Origin of the sequence: Ciceribacter azotifigens, assembly GCF_048159625.1 — a bacterium.
GTDB lineage: Bacteria > Pseudomonadota > Alphaproteobacteria > Rhizobiales > Rhizobiaceae > Allorhizobium > Allorhizobium azotifigens.
Map to the genome: position 1 here is coordinate 25,516 of NZ_JBLQTA010000013.1, position 22,010 is coordinate 47,525.

General features: G+C 59.8%; 18 protein-coding genes. 9 read left to right on the forward strand and 9 right to left on the reverse strand.

The annotated features are described in order from the left end of the window. Nucleotides 1–5 precede the first annotated feature (5 nt). From ftsY to ACM6UT_RS17115, 3 genes are read left to right on the forward strand one after another with little or no spacing between them, the layout of a single operon-like run. Nucleotides 6–1,310 (forward strand): signal recognition particle-docking protein FtsY, encoded by a 1,305-nt coding sequence (ftsY, locus tag ACM6UT_RS17105; RefSeq protein WP_416798555.1) that lies wholly within the window; start codon nt 6–8, stop codon nt 1,308–1,310. 60 nt (nt 1,311–1,370) lie between these two features. Beyond that, nucleotides 1,371–2,018 carry a septation protein A gene (locus ACM6UT_RS17110; RefSeq protein WP_416798556.1) on the forward strand — a complete coding sequence of 216 codons (648 nt, stop codon included), beginning with the start codon at nt 1,371–1,373 and terminating at the stop codon, nt 2,016–2,018. 2 nt (nt 2,019–2,020) lie between these two features. After that, nucleotides 2,021–2,608 (forward strand): DUF2585 domain-containing protein, encoded by a 588-nt coding sequence (locus ACM6UT_RS17115; RefSeq protein ID WP_416798631.1) that lies wholly within the window; start codon nt 2,021–2,023, stop codon nt 2,606–2,608. Nucleotide 2,609: 1 nt separating this feature from the next. Here the strand turns inward: ACM6UT_RS17115 and ACM6UT_RS17120 are convergent, their stop codons facing one another. From ACM6UT_RS17120 to ccmA, 5 genes are read right to left on the reverse strand one after another with little or no spacing between them, the layout of a single operon-like run. Continuing rightward, entirely contained in the window at nt 2,610–3,215 is a 606-nt protein-coding gene (locus tag ACM6UT_RS17120; protein ID WP_416798557.1) for a DsbE family thiol:disulfide interchange protein, read from the reverse strand. A gap of 2 nt (nt 3,216–3,217) precedes the next feature. Next, on the reverse strand, nt 3,218–3,385 hold the full coding sequence (gene ccmD / locus ACM6UT_RS17125) for a heme exporter protein CcmD (protein WP_416798558.1): 168 nt from the start codon (nt 3,383–3,385) through the stop codon (nt 3,218–3,220). Continuing rightward, nucleotides 3,382–4,149: a heme ABC transporter permease gene (locus ACM6UT_RS17130; protein WP_416798559.1), complete on the reverse strand. Its 768-nt coding sequence runs from the start codon at nt 4,147–4,149 to the stop codon at nt 3,382–3,384. Before ACM6UT_RS17130 ends, ccmD begins: the two co-directional genes overlap by 4 nt. Nucleotides 4,150–4,194: 45 nt before the next feature. Continuing rightward, nucleotides 4,195–4,854, reverse strand: coding sequence for a heme exporter protein CcmB (ccmB, locus tag ACM6UT_RS17135; RefSeq protein WP_416798560.1), 660 nt, complete (start codon nt 4,852–4,854; stop codon nt 4,195–4,197). Further along, complete coding sequence (ccmA, locus tag ACM6UT_RS17140) at nt 4,851–5,498, reverse strand: heme ABC exporter ATP-binding protein CcmA (protein ID WP_416798561.1); 648 nt, start codon at nt 5,496–5,498, stop codon at nt 4,851–4,853. The genes ccmB and ccmA overlap by 4 nt, the downstream gene beginning before the upstream one ends. 272 nt (nt 5,499–5,770) lie before the next feature. Here ccmA and acnA point away from each other — a divergent pair, with 272 nt between their 5' ends. From acnA to ACM6UT_RS17155, 3 genes are all read left to right on the forward strand, one after another. After that, nucleotides 5,771–8,464, forward strand: coding sequence for an aconitate hydratase AcnA (acnA, locus tag ACM6UT_RS17145; protein WP_416798562.1), 2,694 nt, complete (start codon nt 5,771–5,773; stop codon nt 8,462–8,464). 203 nt (nt 8,465–8,667) lie between these two features. Then, nucleotides 8,668–9,417 carry a DUF1223 domain-containing protein gene (locus tag ACM6UT_RS17150; RefSeq protein ID WP_416798563.1) on the forward strand — a complete coding sequence of 250 codons (750 nt, stop codon included), beginning with the start codon at nt 8,668–8,670 and terminating at the stop codon, nt 9,415–9,417. Between the two features lie 257 nt (nt 9,418–9,674). Continuing rightward, nucleotides 9,675–10,070 (forward strand): DUF2794 domain-containing protein, encoded by a 396-nt coding sequence (locus ACM6UT_RS17155; protein ID WP_416798564.1) that lies wholly within the window; start codon nt 9,675–9,677, stop codon nt 10,068–10,070. Between the two features lie 7 nt (nt 10,071–10,077). Here ACM6UT_RS17155 and ACM6UT_RS17160 read toward each other — a convergent pair whose 3' ends face one another. Then, on the reverse strand, nt 10,078–10,629 hold the full coding sequence (locus ACM6UT_RS17160; RefSeq protein WP_416798565.1) for a GNAT family N-acetyltransferase: 552 nt from the start codon (nt 10,627–10,629) through the stop codon (nt 10,078–10,080). A gap of 151 nt (nt 10,630–10,780) precedes the next feature. Further along, a complete protein-coding gene (locus tag ACM6UT_RS17165; protein WP_416798566.1) occupies nt 10,781–12,658 on the reverse strand; it encodes an MFS transporter in 1,878 nt (625 codons plus the stop codon). A gap of 712 nt (nt 12,659–13,370) precedes the next feature. Here ACM6UT_RS17165 and ACM6UT_RS17170 point away from each other — a divergent pair. Both ACM6UT_RS17170 and ACM6UT_RS17175 read left to right on the forward strand, forming a co-directional pair. Beyond that, nucleotides 13,371–14,405, forward strand: a complete 1,035-nt coding sequence (locus ACM6UT_RS17170) for an aspartate-semialdehyde dehydrogenase (RefSeq protein WP_416798567.1) — start codon at nt 13,371–13,373, stop codon at nt 14,403–14,405. Between the two features lie 169 nt (nt 14,406–14,574). Then, the gene (locus ACM6UT_RS17175; RefSeq protein WP_416798632.1) at nt 14,575–15,396 is read left to right on the forward strand and encodes a lytic murein transglycosylase; all 822 of its coding nucleotides are present in this window, start codon (nt 14,575–14,577) and stop codon (nt 15,394–15,396) included. Between the two features lie 3 nt (nt 15,397–15,399). Here ACM6UT_RS17175 and ACM6UT_RS17180 read toward each other — a convergent pair whose 3' ends face one another. Both ACM6UT_RS17180 and pdxY read right to left on the reverse strand, forming a co-directional pair. After that, the gene (locus ACM6UT_RS17180; protein ID WP_416798568.1) at nt 15,400–16,041 is read right to left on the reverse strand and encodes a carbonic anhydrase; all 642 of its coding nucleotides are present in this window, start codon (nt 16,039–16,041) and stop codon (nt 15,400–15,402) included. A gap of 90 nt (nt 16,042–16,131) precedes the next feature. Next, nucleotides 16,132–17,013: a pyridoxal kinase PdxY gene (gene pdxY, locus ACM6UT_RS17185; RefSeq protein ID WP_416798569.1), complete on the reverse strand. Its 882-nt coding sequence runs from the start codon at nt 17,011–17,013 to the stop codon at nt 16,132–16,134. Between the two features lie 172 nt (nt 17,014–17,185). Here pdxY and ACM6UT_RS17190 point away from each other — a divergent pair, with 172 nt between their 5' ends. Continuing rightward, the gene (locus ACM6UT_RS17190) at nt 17,186–21,970 is read left to right on the forward strand and encodes an NAD-glutamate dehydrogenase (RefSeq protein ID WP_416798570.1); all 4,785 of its coding nucleotides are present in this window, start codon (nt 17,186–17,188) and stop codon (nt 21,968–21,970) included. Nucleotides 21,971–22,010 lie beyond the last annotated feature (40 nt).

Below are 22,010 nucleotides of genomic sequence, written 5' to 3' on the forward strand. Positions count from 1 at the left end.
TGTTCATGGCGCTCGGCTTCATCAAAAAGGTCTTCACCTTCGGCAAGGACAAGCCGATCGGCTCGGCGCCGGCGGAACAAGACGCTCCGGCCTCCGACGAGGCTCTGCAGCAGATCGGGGAAGAGGAAGCCGTTGCCGACCTGACATCCGAAGACTTGGCAGAGCCCCTCTCCCCTGGCGAACAGGAGGACGCGTCCCCCCGAGCCGCCGACCGTGACGAAGCACCGGAGCTGCCCTCGAATGCCGATGCAACGATCGAATTAGGAGAGTCCGGCGCAATCCCTCCGCCCGAAGAAGAGGAACAGGCAGGTCCCGCCGAACCTGCCCTTCCGAAGGGGTTTGCGTTGGGGGCGACTGCCGCGGAGGAGGTGCCGGAGCAGCCCGTTCAGAAGCTCTCCTGGTTCCAGCGTCTGCGCGCCGGGCTGTTCCGCACGTCTTCGCAGCTGACGGGACAGATCACCGCCCTCTTCACCAAACGCAAGCTCGACGAGGACACGCTTCAGGACCTCGAGGACCTGCTCATCCAGGCCGACCTCGGCGTCGAGACCGCGATGCGCATCACCGACACGCTGTCTTCCGAGCGCTACGGCAAGGATGTCACCGGCGAAGATGTCTCCCACATCATGGCGAGCGAGATTACCAAGGTTCTGAAACCCGTCGCCCGACCGCTGCAACTGGACCTCAGCCACAAGCCGCATGTCATCCTGGTCGTCGGCGTCAACGGCACTGGCAAGACCACAACGATCGGCAAGTTGGCGGCGAAACTCTCAGGTTCCGGCCTGAAGGTCATGCTGGCGGCCGGTGACACTTTCCGCGCCGCCGCAATCGAGCAACTCAAGATCTGGGCGGACCGCACGGGCTCGACCTTCATCGGCACCAAGCTTGGCGCCGACGCCGCCGGGCTGGCCTACGAAGCGTTCGAGAAGGCCAAGGCGGAGAAGTCCGACGTCCTCATCATCGACACCGCCGGTCGCCTGCAGAACAAGACGGAACTGATGGCGGAGCTTGAGAAGATTGTCCGCGTGCTCGGCAAACTCGATCCCGACGCACCGCATACCGTGCTCCAGACACTGGATGCGACCACGGGTCAGAACGCGATGGCGCAGGTCGAGATTTTCCGCAACATTGCCGGCGTCAATGGCTTGGTGATGACCAAGCTGGACGGCACGGCGCGCGGCGGCATTCTCGTCGCCATCGCTGCCAAGCACAAGTTGCCGGTCTATTTCATCGGTGTCGGCGAGGGAATCGATGATCTCGAACCGTTTGAGGCGGATGACTTCGCCAAGGCGATTGCGGGTCTCGGAGGCTGACGCAGGAGGCGGGCAACGACCGGGCGGCGCTCATGCGAGAGAAAATGACAGGCAAAGACAATGACATCCAGCCATAGTGACACAGAACCGACTGCCGCTGAAAAGCATCATCCGCTTCTCAAACTGGCTTTGGAACTTGGGCCATTGCTCATCTTCTTCTTCGGTAACTTGCGTGGCGAGTGGCTGGCGAAGACTTTCCCCGCGCTCACAACCGTGGGCGGACCGCTCTTCATAGCGACCGCGTTGTTCATGGCCGCGACGGTAGCCTCGTTGGTTGTTTCGAAGATTGTCTTCCGACACTTGCCGATCATGCCGTTCGTCTCGGGCATTGTCGTGCTGGTGTTCGGCTCTCTGTCGATTTGGCTTCAGGACGAAACCTTCATCAAGATGAAGCCGACGATCGTGAACACTCTTTTCGGCGCGGTCCTGCTCGGCGGGCTTTTCTTCGGCAAGTCACTGCTCGGCTATGTCTTCAACGCAGCCTTCCAGCTTGATGACATAGGTTGGCGGAAGCTGACGCTGCGTTGGGGTGCGTTCTTTCTCTTCCTTGCCGTCCTGAATGAGGCGGTGTGGCGCAACTTCTCTGACGAGGTGTGGGTCAATTTCAAGGTCTGGGGCACGATGCCGATCACGATCCTCTTCACGCTCGCGCAAATGCCGCTGATCATGCGCCACACACTCGAGGAACAGACGGAGGAGACAAAGTGACGATCACCGCGCTCGATCCGCAGGATCGTCACAAAGCGACCCGGCTCTGGCTATTCGCCGTCGGCCTGATCGTCCTTGCACAAATCGGCATCCTTCACCTGATGGGCAGAATACCTATCTGCGAATGCGGCTATATCAAGCTCTTCGAGCCCGGTGTGAACACTCCAGGAAATTCGCAGCATCTCGCCGACTGGTACACGCCGTCGCACATCATTCACGGCTTCCTGTTCTATCTTCTCGCTTTCGTCCTCTTCAGACGACGGCCATTGTCCATGCGACTAGCGTTTGCGACCCTGATCGAGGCCGCATGGGAGCTGGTGGAAAATTCCCCGCTCGTCATCGACCGATATCGCACGGCGACCATGGCGATCGGTTATCAGGGTGACAGCATCCTCAACTCCACCATGGACACCCTTTTCATGGTCGTCGGCTTCCTCTTCGCCGCACGCGCGCCCGTGTGGCTCACCGTCTCGATCGCTGTATTCCTCGAGATCTACGTAGGATGGCTGATCCGTGACAACCTGACGCTAAACGTGCTGATGCTTCTTTGGCCCATCGAAACCATCAAGGTGTGGCAAGCCGGCCTTTGATTCAGCCTTTTGCCAGCGCCTTCTCGATCGCCGGGTAGAGCCCCTTCTCGAGCGAGAGTGCATCGAAGGGGCCCACACGCTTGTAGACAATCGTCCCGTCGGCGTCGACGAGGTAGGACTCCGGAATACCGTAGACACCCCAGTCGATCGCCGCCTTGCCGTTAGGATCGACACCGATGGCGCTATAGGGATTTCCGAGCTCACCGAGGAACTTCAGCGCGTTTTCGGTGGTGTCCTTGTAGTTGATGGCAACGACTGCAAGCCGCGGATCCCTTGCCAGTTCCTTCAGGATCGGATGTTCCTGCCGACAGGGAACACACCAGGATGCGAAGACATTGACCAGTGTCAGCTTGCCCGCGAGCACCTCGGAAGTCAGTGCCGGGAGCTGCGCGCCCTCGAGCGCAGGCAGGTCCAGATCGGGCGCCTTGGTGCCGATCAGGGCGGAGGGAATCTCCGTCGTGCTTTTGCCGTTGAAGTCCTGATCGTAGAGCATCTTGCCGGCAGTGCCGGCAATGATCAGAAAGACGGCCAGCGGCACCGCTGCCAAAGCATAACGGCCGATGCCTCGTCTGCCCTTCTCCGGGGATTCACTCAGTCCTTCACTCATGCTTACCGATCACCAGCCACCGTCGCCGAACGGCGGCGGAAGCCCGCCGCTTCCAGTTCCTTCAGTTCACGCTGCCGTGCGCGTCCATCAAGCCAGACCCAGCCGATCAAGGCCAGAATGACCAGAGCGGTCACGCCATACGACACATAGATATAAAAGTCGTGGCTCATTGCGAGGTCTCCCGCCCTGCCATCCGTGCGGCGAGTCGTCGCTGGACGGCGATCCGGCGACGCCAGATCTCGTTGCGCATGGCGGCGATGTGCAGCGTGAAGAAGAGGAGAGTGAAGGCGATCGCCATCACCAGCAGCGGTCGGAGGAATTCCGCGTCGATCGTCGGGCCGCCCATGCGTATCACGCTCGCCGGCTGGTGCAGCGTGTTCCACCACTCGACCGAGAACTTGATGATCGGGATATTCACGAAGCCTACGAGAATGAGCACGGCGCTGAGCCGCGCTGCCTTGGAAGGGTCATCCACGGCACGGTTGAGCGCGATCAGCCCAAGATACATCAGGAACAGTACGAACACCGAGGTAAGCCGGGCATCCCAGACCCACCATGTACCCCACATCGGCTTCCCCCACAGGGAGCCGGAAACCAGAGCGATGAACGTAAAGGCTGCACCAAGCGGCGCTGCAGACTTGTGGGATACGTCGGCCAGCGGGTGACGCCAGACGAGCGTTCCGATCGCCGACACAGCCATGACCGTGTAGCACATCATGGAAAGCCAGGCGGCCGGCACATGCACATACATGATGCGCACGGTCATGCCCTGCTGATAGTCGCCCTCGGTCGTGAAGCTCAGATAGAGGCCGATCGCGAAGAACAGCGCGGTCAAGATCGCGAGCCAGGGGATCACGCGCTTGGCAAGTGCTAGAAAACGGGTGGGGTTTGCAAGGTCGGTGATCTTGGAGATGGTAAGGCTCGCTTGGTTCATAGAACACTTCTAACCTGACTGCCGTTCTGCTGCAATTGATACCAATCAATCCGAGGCATTGCGCAAGGCGACGGCAGCGGCCACAGGGCCGATTACGGCGAAGAAGAGCACGATCGCGATCAGAAACAGAAAGGGCGGCATAAATGGGGCGGGATCCTCGACGGCAGCGTAAGACGCACTGACGCCGAAGATCAGAACGGGAATGGCGAGCGGCAGCACGAGGATGGAGACGAGCAGGCCACCGCGCGGTAGCGCCACAGCCACGGCCGCACCTGCCGCACCGATGAACGTGATTGCGGGCGAACCGACGAGCAGGGTCAGCATCACCGCCCCGATCGCGATCTCATTCATATTCATGAAAAGGCCAAGCAAAGGCGAGGCAAGAACGAGCGGCAGGCTCGTCGCAGTCCAGTGTGCCAGACACTTGACGAAAACCGTCACGACCAACGGCGACTCCTGCATCAGCATCAGATCCAGTGAACCGTCGTCGCGCTCGGCCTGGAAGAGGCGATCCAACCCGAGCAGTGCGGACAAAAGGGCACCGATCCAGACGATCGCCGGTCCGATACGGGAAAGCAGGTTCAAATCAGGTCCGACGCCAAACGGGATGACGGCGACGACCGTCATGAAGAACAGGACGCCGATCAGCGCGCCACCACCGGCCCGAACGGAAAGCTTGAGGTCACGCAGGAAGAGCGCCATCATTGCCAGATACCTCCAGGGGCGCCGGAGAACCCGGTCATCTTCAGTTCGCGGGCGGCGTTGAGGCCGAGCGGCTGGTGCGTCGCGGCGATTGCGATCCCGCCGGCTGCGAGATGATCGTGGACCAGACCGGCAAACATACGGTCGGCGCTGGCGTCTAGGGCCGCGGTCGGCTCGTCGAGGATCCAGACCGGACGGTAAGCGACCAACAGCTTCGCCATCGCGAAGCGCCGTTGCTGGCCGGCCGAAAGATAGCCGAAGGGAAGATGCGTGATGCCCTCGAGGCCCACGGCATGGGCGGCATCCTCTACGGACGCGCTATTGCCCCCGCCGAAGTCTCCGAGGAATTCCTTCCAGAAGACGAGGTTCTCGGCCACCGTAAGCTCCTGCTTCATCGCATTGCGGTGGCCGAGATAATGGCTCGCCTCGCGAGCAGGACGGCTCTCGTGATTTCCGGCGGCGACAAAATCCACACGGCCTCGCTCGGGTCTCAGCAAACCGGCAAGCACCCGGAGGAGCGTCGATTTTCCCGACCCGTTGAGGCCCGTCAGGATCAGTGCTTCGCCCGCGTCCAGCGTGAAAGAAACGTCTTCGAAGATGAAGTCCTCGCCGCGCTTGGCAGAGAGATTTTCGGCGCTCAGCCGCATGTTTCAGCCTTCCAGCGGAGGCCCTTAGGGGCCTGCAAAAATTTGTAGAAATTCGCCATTCGTTGGTCTGGTGCCCTTCTTAGAAATTATCTATAAGACCTGCAACCACGCCAGCGGTCGGCGTGAATATCATCCTTGTGCCGAACTTGGGGTTGCGTTGCGACTTTCACGTGCGGACAGCGGAAATGGCCGTACCCGCATCCTGATGTGCATGAAGTGCATAGGCGTCCGCACGAATGTGTTGGCTATCAGAATAAGCGGGGTTCATGTCCGTGTCCAAATCACTCGACAGTTTCAATTGCCGATCCACGATTACCGTGAATGGCAAGGATTACGTCTATTACAGCCTTCCCAAAGCGGAAGCGAACGGCCTCGCAGGCGTGTCGAAGCTCCCTTACTCGATGAAGGTGCTTCTTGAGAACCTGCTGCGCAACGAAGACGGCCGTTCGGTCACCAAGGCAGACATTGAAAGCGTTGCCGCCTGGCTCAGCAACAAGGGCCTGACCGAGGCCGAGATTGCCTACCGCCCGGCTCGCGTGCTGATGCAGGACTTCACCGGCGTTCCGGCGGTCGTTGACCTCGCCGCAATGCGCGACGGCATCAAGGCACTCGGCGGCGATCCGGAGAAGATCAATCCGCTCGTTCCCGTCGACCTCGTCATCGACCACTCGGTCATCGTCGACGAGTTCGGTACGCCCCAGGCGTTCGCCCGCAACGTCGAGCTCGAGTACCAGCGCAACGGGGAGCGCTACCGCTTCCTGAAATGGGGCCAGCAGGCCTTCAAGAACTTCCGCGTCGTTCCTCCGGGCACCGGCATCTGTCACCAGGTGAATTTCGAATATCTCGGCCAGACCGTCTGGACGAAGGAAGAGGACGGCGAGACCATTGCCTATCCAGATACCTGCGTCGGCACGGACAGCCACACCACGATGATCAACGGCCTCGGCGTGTTGGGCTGGGGCGTGGGCGGCATTGAAGCCGAAGCCGCCATGCTCGGCCAGCCGGTATCCATGCTGCTGCCTGAGGTCATCGGCTTCAAGCTGACCGGCACCCTGAAGGAAGGCGTCACCGCCACCGACCTCGTGCTGACAGTCGTGCAAATGCTGCGCAAGAAGGGCGTCGTTTCGAAGTTCGTGGAGTTCTTCGGCCCCGGCCTCGACACGCTGCCGGTCGCCGACCGCGCGACCATCGGCAATATGGGTCCGGAATATGGTGCGACCTGCGGCTTCTTCCCGGTCGACTCGGCGACGCTCGGCTACCTCGACATGTCCGGCCGTAGCAAGGATCGTATCGCCCTCGTCGAAGCCTATTCGAAGGCACAGGGCATGTGGCGCGAAGGTGACGGTTCCGACCTCGTCTTCACCGACACGCTCGAACTCGACCTCGGCGACGTCGTGCCGTCCATGGCCGGCCCGAAGCGTCCGGAAGGCCGCCTGCCGCTCGAAACCATCGCCCCGAACTTCGCCACCGCTCTCGAGAGCGACTACAAGAAGCCGGGTCAGATCGACGCCCGCTACTCGGTTGAAGGCGAGAGTTTTGATCTCGGACATGGTGATGTCTGCATCGCCGCCATCACATCGTGCACCAACACTTCGAACCCGAGCGTGTTGATCGCTGCCGGCCTTCTCGCCCGCAACGCCGTTGCGAAGGGTCTCAAGTCCAAGCCGTGGGTCAAGACTTCGCTCGCTCCGGGATCGCAGGTCGTCGGTGAATATCTCGCCAAGTCCGGCCTGCAGGCCGATCTCGACAAGCTCGGCTTCAATCTCGTCGGCTACGGCTGCACGACCTGCATCGGCAATTCCGGCCCGCTGCCGGGACCGATCTCCAAGACGATCAACGACAAGGGCCTGATCACCGCGGGTGTACTCTCGGGCAACCGCAACTTCGAGGGCCGCATCTCGCCGGACGTCCAGGCCAACTATCTCGCCTCCCCGCCGCTTGTCGTCGCTTATGCGCTTGCCGGTACGGTGCAGAAGGACCTGACCAAGGAACCGCTCGGCGAAGACCAGAACGGCAACCCGGTCTACCTGAAGGACATCTGGCCGACGTCGCACGAGATCCAGGAATTCATCGCCAAGTACGTCACCCGCGAACTCTTCGAATCGAAGTATGCCGACGTGTTCAAGGGCGACGAGAACTGGCAGGCGGTGCAGGTCCCGGCCGGCCAGACCTATGCCTGGGACGATCAGTCGACCTATGTGCAGAACCCGCCCTACTTCGTCGGCATGGGCAAGACCGGCTCCGGCGTGTCCAATATCGTGGGAGCCCGCGTGCTCGGCCTCTTCGGCGACAAGATCACAACCGACCACATTTCTCCGGCCGGTTCGATCAAGGCAGCCTCGCCGGCTGGCGCGTACCTCATGGAACATGGCGTTGGGGTTGCCGACTTCAACCAGTACGGCACGCGTCGCGGCAACCATGAGGTAATGATGCGTGGCACCTTCGCCAATATCCGCATCCGTAACCACATGCTCGGCCCGAACGGCAAGGAAGGTGGCTACACCATCCACTATCCGTCGAAGGAAGAGATGTCGATTTACGACGCTGCCATGAAGTACAAGTCCGAGGGCATCCCGCTGGTCATCTTCGCCGGCGTCGAATACGGCAATGGCTCCTCCCGCGACTGGGCGGCCAAGGGGACCAACCTGCTCGGCGTCCGCGCGGTCATCGCCCAGTCGTTCGAACGCATCCACCGTTCGAACCTGGTCGGCATGGGCGTCGTTCCGTTCGTCTTCGAGGAAGGCACCACCTGGCAGAGCCTCAACCTGAAGGGCGATGAGCTGGTAACCATCGAGGGCCTCGACGGGGAGATCAAGCCGCGCGAGAAAAAGATCGCCAAGATCACCTACTCAGACGGAACCGTGAAGGACATCCCGCTGATCTGCCGCATCGATACGCTGGACGAGGTCACCTATGTGAACAACGGCGGCATCCTGCAGACAGTTCTGCGCGATCTGGCCGCCTGACTTCCGCTCGCTCGAATACGGGCCGCCGGGACATGCTCCCGGCGGCTTTTTCTTGGATCGGCGATCACAAACGGGCGTCTCACCCCATCGTGACTTCTCGTTGAAAGCCCGAGCGAGTATTGCTGACTTGTGACTATTTATAGGATACCGGCCTCGTGGCACTGAACGGGACCGGCACATCTACGAGTAAACGGGTTCGATGGATGACCTCGATTGTGTTCGCCCGCTACGCCCTGGTCTGCATGACCGTTATCGGCACATCCGCCCAAGCGCAGGACGGTGTGAGGCCGCGGGGGGTCGTCGAGCTTTTCACCTCTCAGGGCTGCAGCTCCTGCCCTCCGGCTGACGAGGCGTTCGAAAAGCTCGTGAAGACGGGCGACCTCGTGGCGCTCGCCTACCACGTCGACTATTGGAACTATATCGGTTGGAACGACACGCTGGCCACACCAGAGAATACCGGCCGCCAATATGCTTACGCCCGAAGCCTCGGTCGCAGCGGCGTTTACACTCCGCAAGTCGTTCTCAATGGTCGCGATCATCTGAAGGGAACCGATGCGGACGAGGTCGTGCACAAACTGAACCGGATGGAGCAGCAAGGTCTCGGTCTTTCGGTACCTGTCAAAGCGGCGCGCAAAAGCGAGGAATTGGAGATCACGGTCGGAAAGGGAGAGGGCAAGGCGGATGTCGTCATTGTCTATTTCCGCCGGAAGGAAATTGTCGACGTCCTGAAAGGCGAGAACGTCGGCAAGAAAGTTGCCTACTGGAACAGCGTCACCGACGTCCAGACGGTCGGAATGTGGGAGGGAAGTGAACTTCACCTCGTGCTGCCGGCCAAAGTCATGGCAAAGGACGGGAACGACGGTTGCGCCGTCCTGCTTCAGACTTCCGGCACAGAAGGAGAGCCGTCAGCCATTCTCGGCGCGACGATGATCATCGGCAACGATGGCACCTAGCCCCTGAGGGGGTGGTCCGGCCTAGAAGCATTGGGGGGGCTGGGGGTAAGGGGTCAATGCGACAGACCGGACCTTTGGCGCGGCGCGCCAACTCAGTGACGCCAGCTTCGGTTGCAAATGGGGCGCTGTTTTGACCAAAATGCGGCGATGGAAAGAAAGGCAGTATGCTTCACTTATTTGCACACAGGCTTGCTTTTTGTGCTGCCTGAGGCAAACTGTCACCCATCTGTCATAACCGAGAAGTCGGGGAAGTCTTGATGAGCGATCAGCCGGATTTGCCGTGCACGGATGCACCGCAGGCAAGCCATTCGGCGCCTATCATCAGGCTACAGGATTACCGCCAGAGTCGCGATACGCTTCCGGTCACGTTCCACCGCAAGGAGCTCGATTCGATCCTGTGGATCTATGGGCGCATGGTAGGCGAGGGCGAATGGCGCGACTACGCGATCGACCATCTGAAGGACAAGGCCGTCTTCTCGGTGTTCAAGAGATCTGGCGAACTGCCGCTTGATCGAATCGAAAAAGATCCGGGACTCGCCGCCAGACAGGGCGCTTATTCGGTGATTCACACCAGCGGCCGGGTGCTGAAGCGTGGGCACGAACTGACGCAGGTGCTGAAGATCTTCGATAAGAAGCTGAAGCTGGTGGAATAGACTGACCTTAGTAAAGTGATCCGGGATACGCCCTTTCGTCTGGCGCCGTAGTGTTTCCGTCACCCAGCGGCAACTGCATGAGGACCGTGTCGAGCCACTGGCTGTGCTTGAAGCCGGTCCCGACCAGCGTGCCGGTCATCACGAAGCCGCATCCAGCGTGGAGACGAACCGAAGCCGGACTCGCGCCACCGATTACGGCTACCATCTGTCGGAAGCCGAGCGCGGTGCAGCGCCGTATCAGTTCCTTCAACAGCGCCTTGCCTATCCCCCTGCCTTGAGCCTGGCAGGCGAGGTATATGGAATCCTCGACGAGCCATCGGTAGGCGGGCCGCGTGCGGAATGCAGACGCATAGGCGTAGCCGAGGAGCGTACCGTCCTCGTCGACGGCCGCGATATGAGGATATCCCTGGCCGGTGATCGTTGCGAAGCGCGAGGCCATTTCCTCTTGCGTCGGCGGAATGAGCTCGTAGCTGGCAGTGCCGGTCAGCACAGCGTCGGCATAGATCGCTGTTATTGATGTGACATCCGTCAACTGTGTATTGCGCAGAACAAAAGACATGGCAGGGACGCAGGAAAGAGGAAGCAATACCGGCATCTTCCACAAACGTTATCGCGCGGCAAGATCGGCCTTGGGACCAGATAAAGAAAGGCCCGGCAGTGCTCTGCCGGGCCTCCGAGGGACGAGTTAAAATCGCCCGAGACAGGCACGCTTACGCGTGGATATCGGTATCTTTCGTTTCGCGAAGGAAGATCATGCCGATAACGAACGACACGCCTGCGATGACGATCGGATACCAAAGGCCGTAGTAAATATCGCCCTTGGCCGCGCTCATCGCGAAAGCCGTTGCCGGCAGCAGGCCACCGAACCAACCGTTACCGATATGGTAGGGTAGGGACATGCCGGTGTAACGGATACGGGTCGGGAACATCTCGACCAGCATCGCCGCAATCGGACCGTAGACCATCGTTACATAGATCATCAGGATCGTGAGAACGGCGACCATGCCGGTCCAGTTCACGGCCTGAGGATCAGCAACCATCTTGAAGGCGCCGCCGTTCGGGACCGTGTAGACCGCCATTTCCGTAGCACCAGCCGCCTCTTCAGCAGTCAGCAGCTTGTCTGTAACGAGTTGGCTCGTCGGGACCATCGTCTTCTCGCCGGCCCGAAGAGCTGCGGCGTCGAGATTAAGTTCCGGGTTGCCGGCGACGAAGGCGTCGAGCTTGCTTTCGGGAACCTTCGCTGCCGCTCGAACCAACGGATACCCGTTGGCCTGCAGAGCCAGGTTGATGCCCTTCTGCATCTTGCCGTCGGCCGCCTTGGCCTGGTCACCAGCCTTTACGGCGTCATAGCTCTCGATCGTCGCATCGCCGATCTTGATCGAGGCGACGGAGCCCGCGGGACCTGCGACGACATCGTAGGGCACCGAGTTCTTCGTCAGCGTCGAGGTTGCGATGTCACAAGAGGTGGTGAACTTCGCAGTGCCCGTCGGGTTGAACTGGAAGTTACAATCCTTCGGATCGGCGGTCACCGTCGCGCGAATGCTCTCCTGCGCCTGCGCAAGGGCCGGGTTACCAAACTGGGTCATGGCCTTGAACAGAGGGAAGTAAGTTACGACGGCAAGCAAAAGGCCGGCCATGATGATCGGCTTACGGCCGATCTTGTCAGAGAGCCAGCCGAACACGACGAAGAAGAGAGTACCGATCGCAAGAGCGATCGCGATCATGACGTTGGCGTCCTGAGCGTCGACCTTCAGCACGTTCTGCAGGAAGAACAGCGCGTAGAACTGGCCCGAGTACCAGACCACTGCCTGACCGGCCACGGCGCCCAGAAGCGCGAGAATAGCCACCTTGGCATTCTTCCACTGACCGAAAGCTTCCGAAATCGGAGCCTTGGACTGCGTGCCCTCTTCCTTCATTTTCTGGAAGGCCGGCGACTCGTTCATCTTCATACGAATCCAGACCGACACTGCCAACAGCAATGACGAGAGCAGGAAGGGAATACGCCAACCCCACGCTGCGAACGCGTCCTTGCCCATCGCGCTCTGAATGCCGAGGATGATGAGCAGCGAAAGGAACAGACCCAGCGTCGCAGTGGTCTGGATCCAGGACGTGTAGAAACCGCGGCGACCATGCGGGGCATGCTCGGCCACATAGGTTGCAGCGCCGCCATACTCGCCGCCGAGAGCGAGGCCCTGCAGCATGCGAAGCGCAATCAGGACGATCGGAGCGGCAATGCCGATACTCGCCGACCCGGGCAGAAGACCGACCAGGAAGGTCGATGAGCCCATGATCAGGATCGTGATCAGGAAGGTGTATTTGCGGCCGACGAGGTCCCCGAGCCGGCCGAACACCAGTGCGCCGAACGGACGGACCAGAAAGCCCGCAGCGAACGCGAGCAAGGTAAAAATGTTCCGGGTCGTCTCCGGATACTGCGAGAAGAAGGTCGCGCCGATGTAGATCGCAAGCGAACCATAGAGATAGAAGTCATACCATTCGAAAACGGTGCCGAGAGACGATGCGAAAATAACTTTTCGCTCCTCTCGCGTCATGCCACGCGGCGCACTGCCGACGGCTGCGACATTTGCCATTGTTGTTCCTCCACAAAGAAAACGCCCCCGGTCGCGACGCGCCCATTACTCCTCCAGGCAGAACCGTCGCGATAACGGATCTTTTACACACTGGCAGAAAACGGTTGAAATCAAGAGAGATGCTTTGGAATTATGACTTTAGTCTAATGCGCCAAGTGGAACTCTCGAGGGTTTTCAACAGGTGGAACGGCTGTTGTGGTATTTGGCGGCGCAAAGGTGACGGCTGTACCCGTTGAACCCCTCGCCTTGTAACCGAAGCGCGGGCCTGATGATTCGGAGCGAGCGTAACCTCGGGCGGACGGCCGGTGAGACCGCTGAAGCTTGCCGTTCGCTGCCATCAACGGCAGCAGACGACTGTGAGGATCGGAGCCACGAGATCACGGGTTCATCTCTTGGTGGGCGGACCAAGGCACGCGCGTTACGCTTCCACTTGACTCCGTCGGAAAACACCTTAATAGCTCGGCCGGAAAAGGGATCCGCTCATGCATTACTTCGGTCTGCCTATTGTCGCAGTGCCCGACCTGGCCAATCCGGCTGGGCAAAGTGCATTTGTTTCCCCTTCATCCACAACCAAGGCCAAAACGACGACGAAAACCGTCTGACGTCTCTGGCCTCCGCTCTCTCCCCGGCAAGGCCGGGGACACGGAAACAGGGCGCTTGCCGCATGTTTCCCCTCACCCAGCCGTGGAGAGAAAGAAAGAGAGCAGGAAACATGGGTTTCAAGATTGCAGTTGTAGGTGCTACCGGCAATGTCGGGCGGGAAATGCTTGGCATTCTCGCGGAGCGCGGCTTTCCCGCAGACGAAGTTGTTGCACTAGCGTCGGCCCGCTCGCAGGGCACGGAAGTATCCTTTGGCGACAGGACGCTGAAGGTACAGAACCTCGAAAACTACGATTTCTCCGACACCGATATCTGCCTCATGTCGGCAGGCGGCACCATTTCACAGAAGTGGTCGCCGAAGATTGGGGCCCAGGGCTGCGTCGTGATCGACAACTCGTCCGCATGGCGCTACGACGCCGACGTCCCGCTGATCGTACCGGAAGTAAACCCGGACGCCATCGTCGATTTCAAGAAGCGCAACATCATCGCGAATCCGAACTGCTCGACCGCCCAGTTGGTCGTCGCCCTGAAGCCGCTTCACGACGCGGCCAAGATCAAGCGGGTGGTTGTATCCACCTACCAGTCGGTCTCGGGCGCCGGCAAGGAAGGTATGGACGAACTCTTCAGCCAAACTCGCGCGGTATTCGTCGCCGATCCGATCGAGGCGAAGAAGTTCACCAAGCGCATTGCCTTCAACGTCATTCCGCACATCGACGTTTTCATGGAGGATGGCTACACGAAGGAAGAATGGAAAGTCCTCGCTGAAACCAAGAAGATGCTCGATCCCGCGATCAAGGTGACTTGTACCGCCGTCCGCGTTCCAGTGTTCATCGGCCATTCGGAATCGGTGAACATTGAGTTCGAGAACGAAATTACGGCCGATCAGGCCCGCGACATCCTTCGCGAAGCCCCTGGTTGCCTCGTCGTCGACAAGCATGAGAACGGCGGTTACGTCACCCCGGTCGAGTGTGCCGGTGAGGATGCGACATATATCTCGCGTATCCGCGAGGACGCGACGGTCGAGAACGGCCTCAACCTGTGGGTGGTGTCCGACAATCTCCGCAAGGGCGCGGCACTCAATGCGGTTCAGATCGCGGAGCTGCTCGTCAATCGAGGCCTGTTGAAGCCGAAGAACGTCGCGAAATAACGGGCGGAGATTCGCGCCGTCGCCGGTCCAGGCCGGCGACGGAGGCGTAGAACCTTCACCCAGGGCAGCACTCTCAAGTAACTGACAAGTCCGAAACTACCGCGTGACAGAATCAGTGCCGGCTGGCATGTTCGCCGGCAAGGTTCAGGATGCGGAACACGAGGTCTCTATGCAATTCTCAAAGTTTGCCACGGCCGCTTTTCTGGCAATGGTTGTCGGTGGCGCAGCGATCAGCAGCGCCAACGCGGCTCAATGCGGCAAGACATCAGCAGGGTTCTCTGAATGGATTCAGGAATTCAAGCAGGAAGCGGCCGCACAAGGTGTAAGTGCAAGGTTGCTGGACCAGGTTTTCGCGACCGTCTCGTATAATACCAACACCATTCGTGCGGACCGCGGCCAGAAGAGCTTCAAGCTTTCTTTCGACCAATTCATGAAAAAGCGTGGCGGCGCGGTCATCATTTCCCGCGGCAAGGCAATGAAAAAGAACAATGCCTCGCTGTTTGCAAGGATCGAGAGCAGATACGGGGTTCCGGCCGGTCCGCTGATCGCCATCTGGGGTATGGAGACTGGCTTCGGAGGATATATGGGCAACGAGCACACGCTCTCTGCTGTCGCCACCCTTGCCTATGACTGCCGGAGGACTGATTACTTCACCGATCAGCTTTATGCCGCGCTCCAGCTCGTAGGACGCAAGTCTCTGGCTCTCAATGCCAAAGGCGCCGCTCACGGTGAAATTGGTCAGACGCAATTCTTGCCGCGCAACGTCGTCCGTTTCGGTGCCGACGGCGATGGAGACGGTCGCATCGACCTGGTGCACTCACGCGCTGATGCTCTCGCCTCGACCGCCAATTTCCTGCGCGGTCACAGCTGGCACCCCGGTGCGGGCTATCAGCCGGGCGAACCGAATTTCGGAGCACTCCAAGGCTGGAACGCGGCCTCCGTCTACCAGCAGGCCATCGCCTATATCGGAGCGCAGATCGACGGGCAGTAGAGCCTAGAATTCGAGACGCTCGAAATCGCGCGTCTCGCGGTTCATGATCCAGAGTTCGCCATTTCCGATGTCGAACCACGCGCCGTGAATACTGAGCTTTCCGCGCTCCTCGAGAATCTTCACACAGGGAAAAGTCTTGAGATTCGCAATTGAGTTGCGAATCGAGATGCGTTCCAAGGCGGTCTGCCGTTCGCCCGCCGTCATGACGGAATTTGTCTGAATCTGTTCGGCTGCCGGTTTCAGCAGTCCCATCCACTTGCCGATGAAGTCACCGGGAGAGAGCGGCTCCGCATTCGGGTCGAGTGCGGCGCGAATACCTCCGCACCGTCCATGGCCCATCACGATGATATCGCGCACTTTCAGGGCCTGCACAGCGAACTCGAGCGCTGCGGAGGTCGCATGATACTGGCCGTCCGGCTCGTAGGGAGGAACCATGTTCGCGACGTTACGGACCACGAAAAGCTCACCCGGACCGGCATCGAAAATGGTTTCCGGAGCCGCCCGAGAATCGCAACAGGCAATCACCAATGTCTGGGGTTTCTGGCCGGTCTCCGCCAGAACGCGGTAACGTTCGCGCTCATCGACGTAGCGCCCGGTCATAAAGTTGCGATAGCCGGTAACGAGAGAGTCTGGAAAACGCAGCATGTATATTGAATTATAATGGTCTGAAATGAGATGCAATCCGCTCTTGCAACATTCTTACAAGAGTTGCCGGGCCATGGGTCCTCCCGTCGGTCACGAGGAGGGCTTGGTCCTGAAAGCAGGGTGCATAATCCGCCGAATCTGCACAAGTGCCATCGGCGACACGAGGCTCGACGCATCGCTTTCCAATGTCAGCTCGTCGCTCCCGCGCTTCATCGTTCGCGCCAGCACCTCGTAGACACTCGCAGTCGTCAGCTGGAGTGCCCGCTCTTCGGGAACCCCTGAGAGAAGGCGGGCAAGGAAGACTGCGGCGAGAAGATCACCCAGGCCGTTCGGCGGATTATCGATCCATCGGTGCTCTGCCAGCAAGGCATGCCGGCCGGAAAGCAGAAGGTTGCCGACCCCTCCTGCCATCATCGGCACTGCCGACGTCACGAGCATACGCGCTGGACCGAGCGACAAGGCCGCATCGATGAGGTCGGCATTGGTTTCGAGCGGGCTCGCCACCATCCAGCCAAGTTCATACCGATTGGGAGTCGCAATCGAGGCAAGCGGAATCAGGTTGTCGCGTATTCCCTCTGCGGTATCGTCAGGAACATAGAGACCGCCTACATCCCCCATAACCGGATCGCAGAGGTAAAGGAGATCAGGATTTTTCGCCCTAATCGCCGTGGTGAGGCGGGCGACGGAACGGGTCTGCGCAGCGCTTCCGAAGTAACCCGTCAGTATCGCGCCCACTTCAGAAATCCATGGCGCGCCGATGAGGTCATCGATCATTTTGTCGAAGCTGTCGTCCGGAAAGGAAAGCCGCGTCGCCTTCCCATGCCCCGGGTGCCACGGGAGGACGACGGTCGGCACGGCCCAGACCGGATACCCAAGCGTTTCCAGCGCAAAGACGGCGGCACGGTTTCCGACGGATCCCCGAACCACATGGCTGGAAATGACGATCACCGCACCGGCAGGGCTCTTAGTCATGACCGATATCCTTAAACAACGATTTTTGTCGTCAAATAACCACAAAATCGCAAAATTACACCGTAGCTTCTAATTTCATAGGCGATTTGTGTGGCATTCTTAAACGAGTCGGTATTAAACAGCGCCTATACGAGTCACGTTGTAGGCTGGAGCATAAGGAAGGAAAGGCTCGATGGTCGCAAGCAGGAAATCCAAGCGAGATTATAATTGGGAGCTGACCCACGGACGGCTTGAGGAACTGGGGAAGCCTTTCATCGATCCGGATATTTTGTTCAGCCGCGCCAGCGCGGACGACCTTGCCCTCTACACGTCTGAAATGCTTGCTTTTTCGGCTGTACGGGCGGCGGAAGACGTCGCGAGTTGGGACGGAAACGAGCCGAAGATCACGATTGAGCATGTGCCCGGTGTTGAGCACTCAGGCATTCCCGCGAGCGTGCTCTCGATCGTAGATCGCAACAAACCCTTCCTTTACGACTCAGTTATGGGCGAGGTTACCAGCCTCTATCGCGACATCTTTCTTGCAATTCACCCCATCCTGGTGACCGAACCGAACAAGACTGTCGAGCTCTTCCGGCCGGACAAGCCGACCGATCCGGCGCATCGGGTCAGCTACATTCAGCTCCATCTCGCGCCACTCACGAACGAGCAGGCCGACGCGCTGAGAGAGCGCCTCGCCTTCGTCCTCGAGCAGGTTCGCATGGCCTCGAGCGACTGGCAGGCGATGCTCGCGGTCCTGGAGACCTCGATGGAGGAAGTGAGGCAACTCGCGCCCGGTCGACGGCAAGCCGAGCGCGACGAAGCACTCGCGTTTCTCGACTGGCTCAAGAATGACAACTTTACCTTCCTCGGCATGCGGGAATACGTCTACACAGGAGACGGTTCGAGCGCGAAACTCGAGCGAGGCAAGGGGCGCGGTCTCGGCATTCTCGCCGATCCCGAAGTTCTCGTTCTTCGTCACGGCAAGCAAGCGGTCACGACCACACCGGAAATCCTGGAATTTCTGCAGGGTCCGGATTTTCTCATTGTTACCAAGGCGAATGTGAAATCGGTCGTGCACCGGCGGGCGTACATGGACTACGTCGGCGTGAAGCGTTTCGACGCGTCCGGAAAGGTGGTGGGTGAGCTTCGCATCGTCGGCCTCTTCACGGCTACCGCCTACACCCGCTCGGTAAGCCAGATTCCGTTGCTGCGCGCCAAAGTCGAGAAAGTGGTCGAACACTTCGGTTTCGACCCGCAAAGCCATTCCGGCCGCATGTTGCAGAACACGCTCGAATTTTATCCGCGCGACGACCTTTTCCAGATCGACGCGGAATTGCTTGCCCGGTTCTGCGAGCAGATCAACGATCTCTCCGAACGTCCGAGAGTCCGCGTCCTGCCGCGTATCGATCATTTCGACCGGTTTGTCTCCCTGATCGTCTACGTCCCCCGAGAGGACTACAATTCTCTCGTACGCGAGAAAATCGGAAACTACTTCAAGGAAGCCTATCAAGGTCATGTCTCGGCCTACTACCCTGCATTTCCGGAGGGAGGGGTCGCGCGCGTCCATATCATTATCGGCCGCAACGAAGGCAAGACGCCCCGCATACCGCAGGTACGGCTTGAAGAAGAGGTCCGCGCGATCACCGCGCGCTGGGCGGACCGGTTTGCGGCACTAGCGGGGTCGAGTGCTCCGGCGCTTACCGTCAGCCAAGCGTATCAGGAGGCCTTCACTCCCGAAGAAGCGGTGGCCGATCTGCGGCACATCAATGCCTGCCTCGATGGCCGGCCCGTCAGTATCGGCTTCCATAAGCAGGCATCGGAGAAAGGAAGTCTCCTCTATCTCAAGATTTTTCATGCCGGAGAACATCTGCCGCTGTCGCGGCGCGTGCCACTTCTGGAGAACCTTGGTTTCGGCGTCATCAGTGAACGTACCTTCGACATCCATGTGTCAGCTGCGGAGAGTCGTAAGCTTGTCGTGCTGCACGACATGGAGCTGGAAGTCCGTGGCGGCGGTGCATTCGACATCGATCGCGATGGAACGTTGCTCGAGGACGCGTTCCTCGGCGCCTTTACCGGCGCGATCGGCAACGATACCTTCAACCGTCTGGTGATGACCGCAGGACTGACCGCTCGAGAGGTCACGGTTCTGCGCGCCTATGCAGCGTATCTCCGCCAGTGCGGAATCGTCTATTCGCAAAACCACATTGCCGAAACGCTGAACAAGTATCCGCAGATCGCTGCATCGATCTTCAGGCTGTTCAGTGACATCTTCGATCCCGCACTCAGCGAAAAGAGCAGGCAGCGGAAGGTCAACGACAGCCGAAAGGAACTGCTCGACGCGCTCGTTGCCGTACCCACCATTGATGAAGATCGCGTTCTTCGCCGCTATCTGAATGCGGTAGACGCGACGCTCCGGACGAATTTCTTCCAGAAGACCTCAAGCGGCGAACCTCGCCCCATGCTCGCCTTCAAGTTCGATCCGCAACGCCTGGAAGGAATACCGGAACCGCGCCCATTCCGCGAGATCTTCGTCTATGGCGTAGAAGTGGAAGGCGTCCACCTCAGATTCGGCAAGGTCGCGCGTGGCGGGCTGCGCTGGTCCGACCGCGCCCAAGACTACCGAACGGAGGTACTGGGGCTGGTAAAGGCCCAACAAGTCAAGAACGCCGTCATCGTGCCGGTGGGCGCCAAGGGCGGCTTCTTCCCCAAACAGCTCCCGGCGAGCGGAAGCCGCGACGAATATCTGAACGCAGGCAAGGAAGCCTACAAGACCTACGTCACGACGCTGCTGTCGATCACCGACAATATTCAGAGTGGACAGATTGTGCCGCCGGCGGACACGGTACGGCTTGATGATGACGATCCCTACTTTGTCGTTGCCGCCGACAAGGGTACGGCAACCTTCTCCGATACAGCAAACGCCCTCGCGCGTGCGGCCGGCTTCTGGTTGGATGACGCCTTCGCGTCGGGTGGTTCCGCGGGTTACGACCACAAGAAGATGGGCATCACGGCACGAGGAGCGTGGGAAGCGGTCAAGCGGCATTTCCGCGAGATGAACATCGACATACAGACGACGCCCTTCACTGTCGCGGGGGTCGGTGACATGTCTGGAGACGTCTTCGGCAACGGCATGTTACTGTCCGAAAAGATCCGTCTCCTCGCCGCATTCGATCACCGCGACATCTTTATCGACCCGAATCCCGATACAGACCTCTCCTTCGCCGAGCGCAAACGGCTTTTCGCCCTGCCGCGGTCGAGCTGGCAGGATTACGACCGCAAGGCGCTTTCAAAGGGCGCGATGATTATCTCCCGCGCCGTTAAATCCGTAGATCTGACGGCGGAAGCGGCGGCGGCGATCGGCCTCGAAAAGACGGCCGCGACGCCCTTTGAAATTATGACTGCGATCCTGAGGGCACCGGTTGATCTTCTTTGGTTCGGAGGCATCGGAACCTACATCAAGGCAGCGGGGGAGACGGACGCGGAGGTCGGCGACCGAACCAATGATGCGATCCGTGTGAATGGAAATGAAGTTCGCGCCAAGGTTATCGGTGAGGGTGCAAACCTCGGCGTAACCCAGCGCGGACGAATTTCTTATGCGCTCAGCGGCGGGCGTCTGAATTCAGACGCCATCGATAATTCCGCAGGCGTGAACTCCTCCGACGTCGAGGTCAATATCAAGATCGCGCTGGCGCCAGCGGTTGCGGAAAATCGCCTCACCATGGCCAAGCGCGACAAGTTGCTCGCCGACATGACCGACGAAGTCGCATCCCTCGTTCTGCGCAACAATTATCTGCAGCCGCTGGCAATCTCGCTGACGGAGCGGAAGGGCGTTCGCAACCGGGAGGAACTGAGTCGCCTGATGTCTTCACTCGAGGCAGCGGGACGGCTCAATCGCAAGGTCGAGACCCTGCCCGATGACAATGCACTTGCCGAACGCTATGCCGAAGGCAAGGCACTGACCCGTCCGGAGATAAGCGTTCTGCTCTCCTACGCCAAGATCGTTCTCTTCGATTCACTGGTGGCGTCGGACCTGCCGGATGACCCGTATTGCGCGACAACGCTCTTCAACTATTTCCCCGCGAAGATGCGCAAGGCCTTTGCGGCGGAGATCGCCGGCCACCGCTTGCACAGGGAGATCGTTGCCACCGTGCTGGCCAATCACGTGATCAACCGCGGAGGTCCGGGCTTTGTCGTCACCACAGCAGATGCGACCGGTGTTCTTCCGGCAGATGTGGTCAAGGCCGCGCTGCTTGTCAGGGATGGTCTCGACCTAACGGATCTGTGGGCGCGCATCGATGCTCTGGATGCGAGGGTACCGGGAGAACTGCAGAACAGACTCTATGCAGCCGTAGAAGACGTCTATACCGGCGTATCACGTCTGCTCGTCGAAACAGGCCTTTCTGCAGGCACGATCACCGAAGCGCTTGCCCGCCTCAAGTCGACCGTCAAGTCGTTGAAGCAGTCGTTTGGGACTGCGCTGCCCGAAGACCTGCGTCAAAGGCTCGACAAGGAAGTCGCCGAGCTCGTGCAGGCGGGAGCGCCGAAGGATCTTGCCGGGGACGTTGTCCGCTTGTCGGTCCTGTTGCTGGTGCCGGAAGTCATGCAAATCTCGGGGCGAACGGGCGCAACGATCGCGCGCACCGTCAGCAGCTACTTCGCGGTCTCCGGGGCTTTCAGCATCGAACGCGTTCTGGCTGCAGCCAACCGCGTCTCCACGGCCGATCACTACGAAAGCCTCTCACTGACCCGCAGCATTCATCAGATTGGTGCGGCGAGGCGTGACATCGTTGCCGAGGCGCTGTCGCGTTACGCAACGGAAAGGGATCCAATTATTGCGTGGCGACGGGCCGATCAGCAGCGTATCGACCGGCTTGTCACCGAGCTGGTTGCGATCACGGAGAGCGGCGATCCCAGCCTTTCGAAAATTGCGGTTGCCGCGGGCCTTCTGACGGATCTTGCGCACGGAAAGACAAGGTGACACTCTCCCCCGAAACATTCGGGGGAAGAGTTGGTGGCGG

Excerpts from the sequence above, each read along its gene's own strand:
- ftsY (WP_416798555.1), top strand. The coding sequence starts at position 6 with ATGGCGCTCGGCTTCATCAAAAAGGTCTTCACCTTCGGCAAGGACAAG.
- ACM6UT_RS17110 (WP_416798556.1), top strand. The coding sequence starts at position 1,371 with ATGACATCCAGCCATAGTGACACAGAACCGACTGCCGCTGAAAAGCAT.
- ACM6UT_RS17120 (WP_416798557.1), bottom strand. The coding sequence starts at position 3,215 with ATGAGTGAAGGACTGAGTGAATCCCCGGAGAAGGGCAGACGAGGCATC.
- ccmD (WP_416798558.1), bottom strand. The coding sequence starts at position 3,385 with ATGAGCCACGACTTTTATATCTATGTGTCGTATGGCGTGACCGCTCTG.
- ACM6UT_RS17130 (WP_416798559.1), bottom strand. The coding sequence starts at position 4,149 with ATGAACCAAGCGAGCCTTACCATCTCCAAGATCACCGACCTTGCAAAC.
- ccmB (WP_416798560.1), bottom strand. The coding sequence starts at position 4,854 with ATGATGGCGCTCTTCCTGCGTGACCTCAAGCTTTCCGTTCGGGCCGGT.
- ccmA (WP_416798561.1), bottom strand. The coding sequence starts at position 5,498 with ATGCGGCTGAGCGCCGAAAATCTCTCTGCCAAGCGCGGCGAGGACTTC.
- ACM6UT_RS17150 (WP_416798563.1), top strand. The coding sequence starts at position 8,668 with ATGACCTCGATTGTGTTCGCCCGCTACGCCCTGGTCTGCATGACCGTT.
- ACM6UT_RS17155 (WP_416798564.1), top strand. The coding sequence starts at position 9,675 with ATGAGCGATCAGCCGGATTTGCCGTGCACGGATGCACCGCAGGCAAGC.
- ACM6UT_RS17160 (WP_416798565.1), bottom strand. The coding sequence starts at position 10,629 with ATGTCTTTTGTTCTGCGCAATACACAGTTGACGGATGTCACATCAATA.
- ACM6UT_RS17165 (WP_416798566.1), bottom strand. The coding sequence starts at position 12,658 with ATGGCAAATGTCGCAGCCGTCGGCAGTGCGCCGCGTGGCATGACGCGA.
- ACM6UT_RS17170 (WP_416798567.1), top strand. The coding sequence starts at position 13,371 with ATGGGTTTCAAGATTGCAGTTGTAGGTGCTACCGGCAATGTCGGGCGG.
- ACM6UT_RS17175 (WP_416798632.1), top strand. The coding sequence starts at position 14,575 with ATGCAATTCTCAAAGTTTGCCACGGCCGCTTTTCTGGCAATGGTTGTC.
- ACM6UT_RS17180 (WP_416798568.1), bottom strand. The coding sequence starts at position 16,041 with ATGCTGCGTTTTCCAGACTCTCTCGTTACCGGCTATCGCAACTTTATG.
- pdxY (WP_416798569.1), bottom strand. The coding sequence starts at position 17,013 with ATGACTAAGAGCCCTGCCGGTGCGGTGATCGTCATTTCCAGCCATGTG.
- ACM6UT_RS17190 (WP_416798570.1), top strand. The coding sequence starts at position 17,186 with ATGGTCGCAAGCAGGAAATCCAAGCGAGATTATAATTGGGAGCTGACC.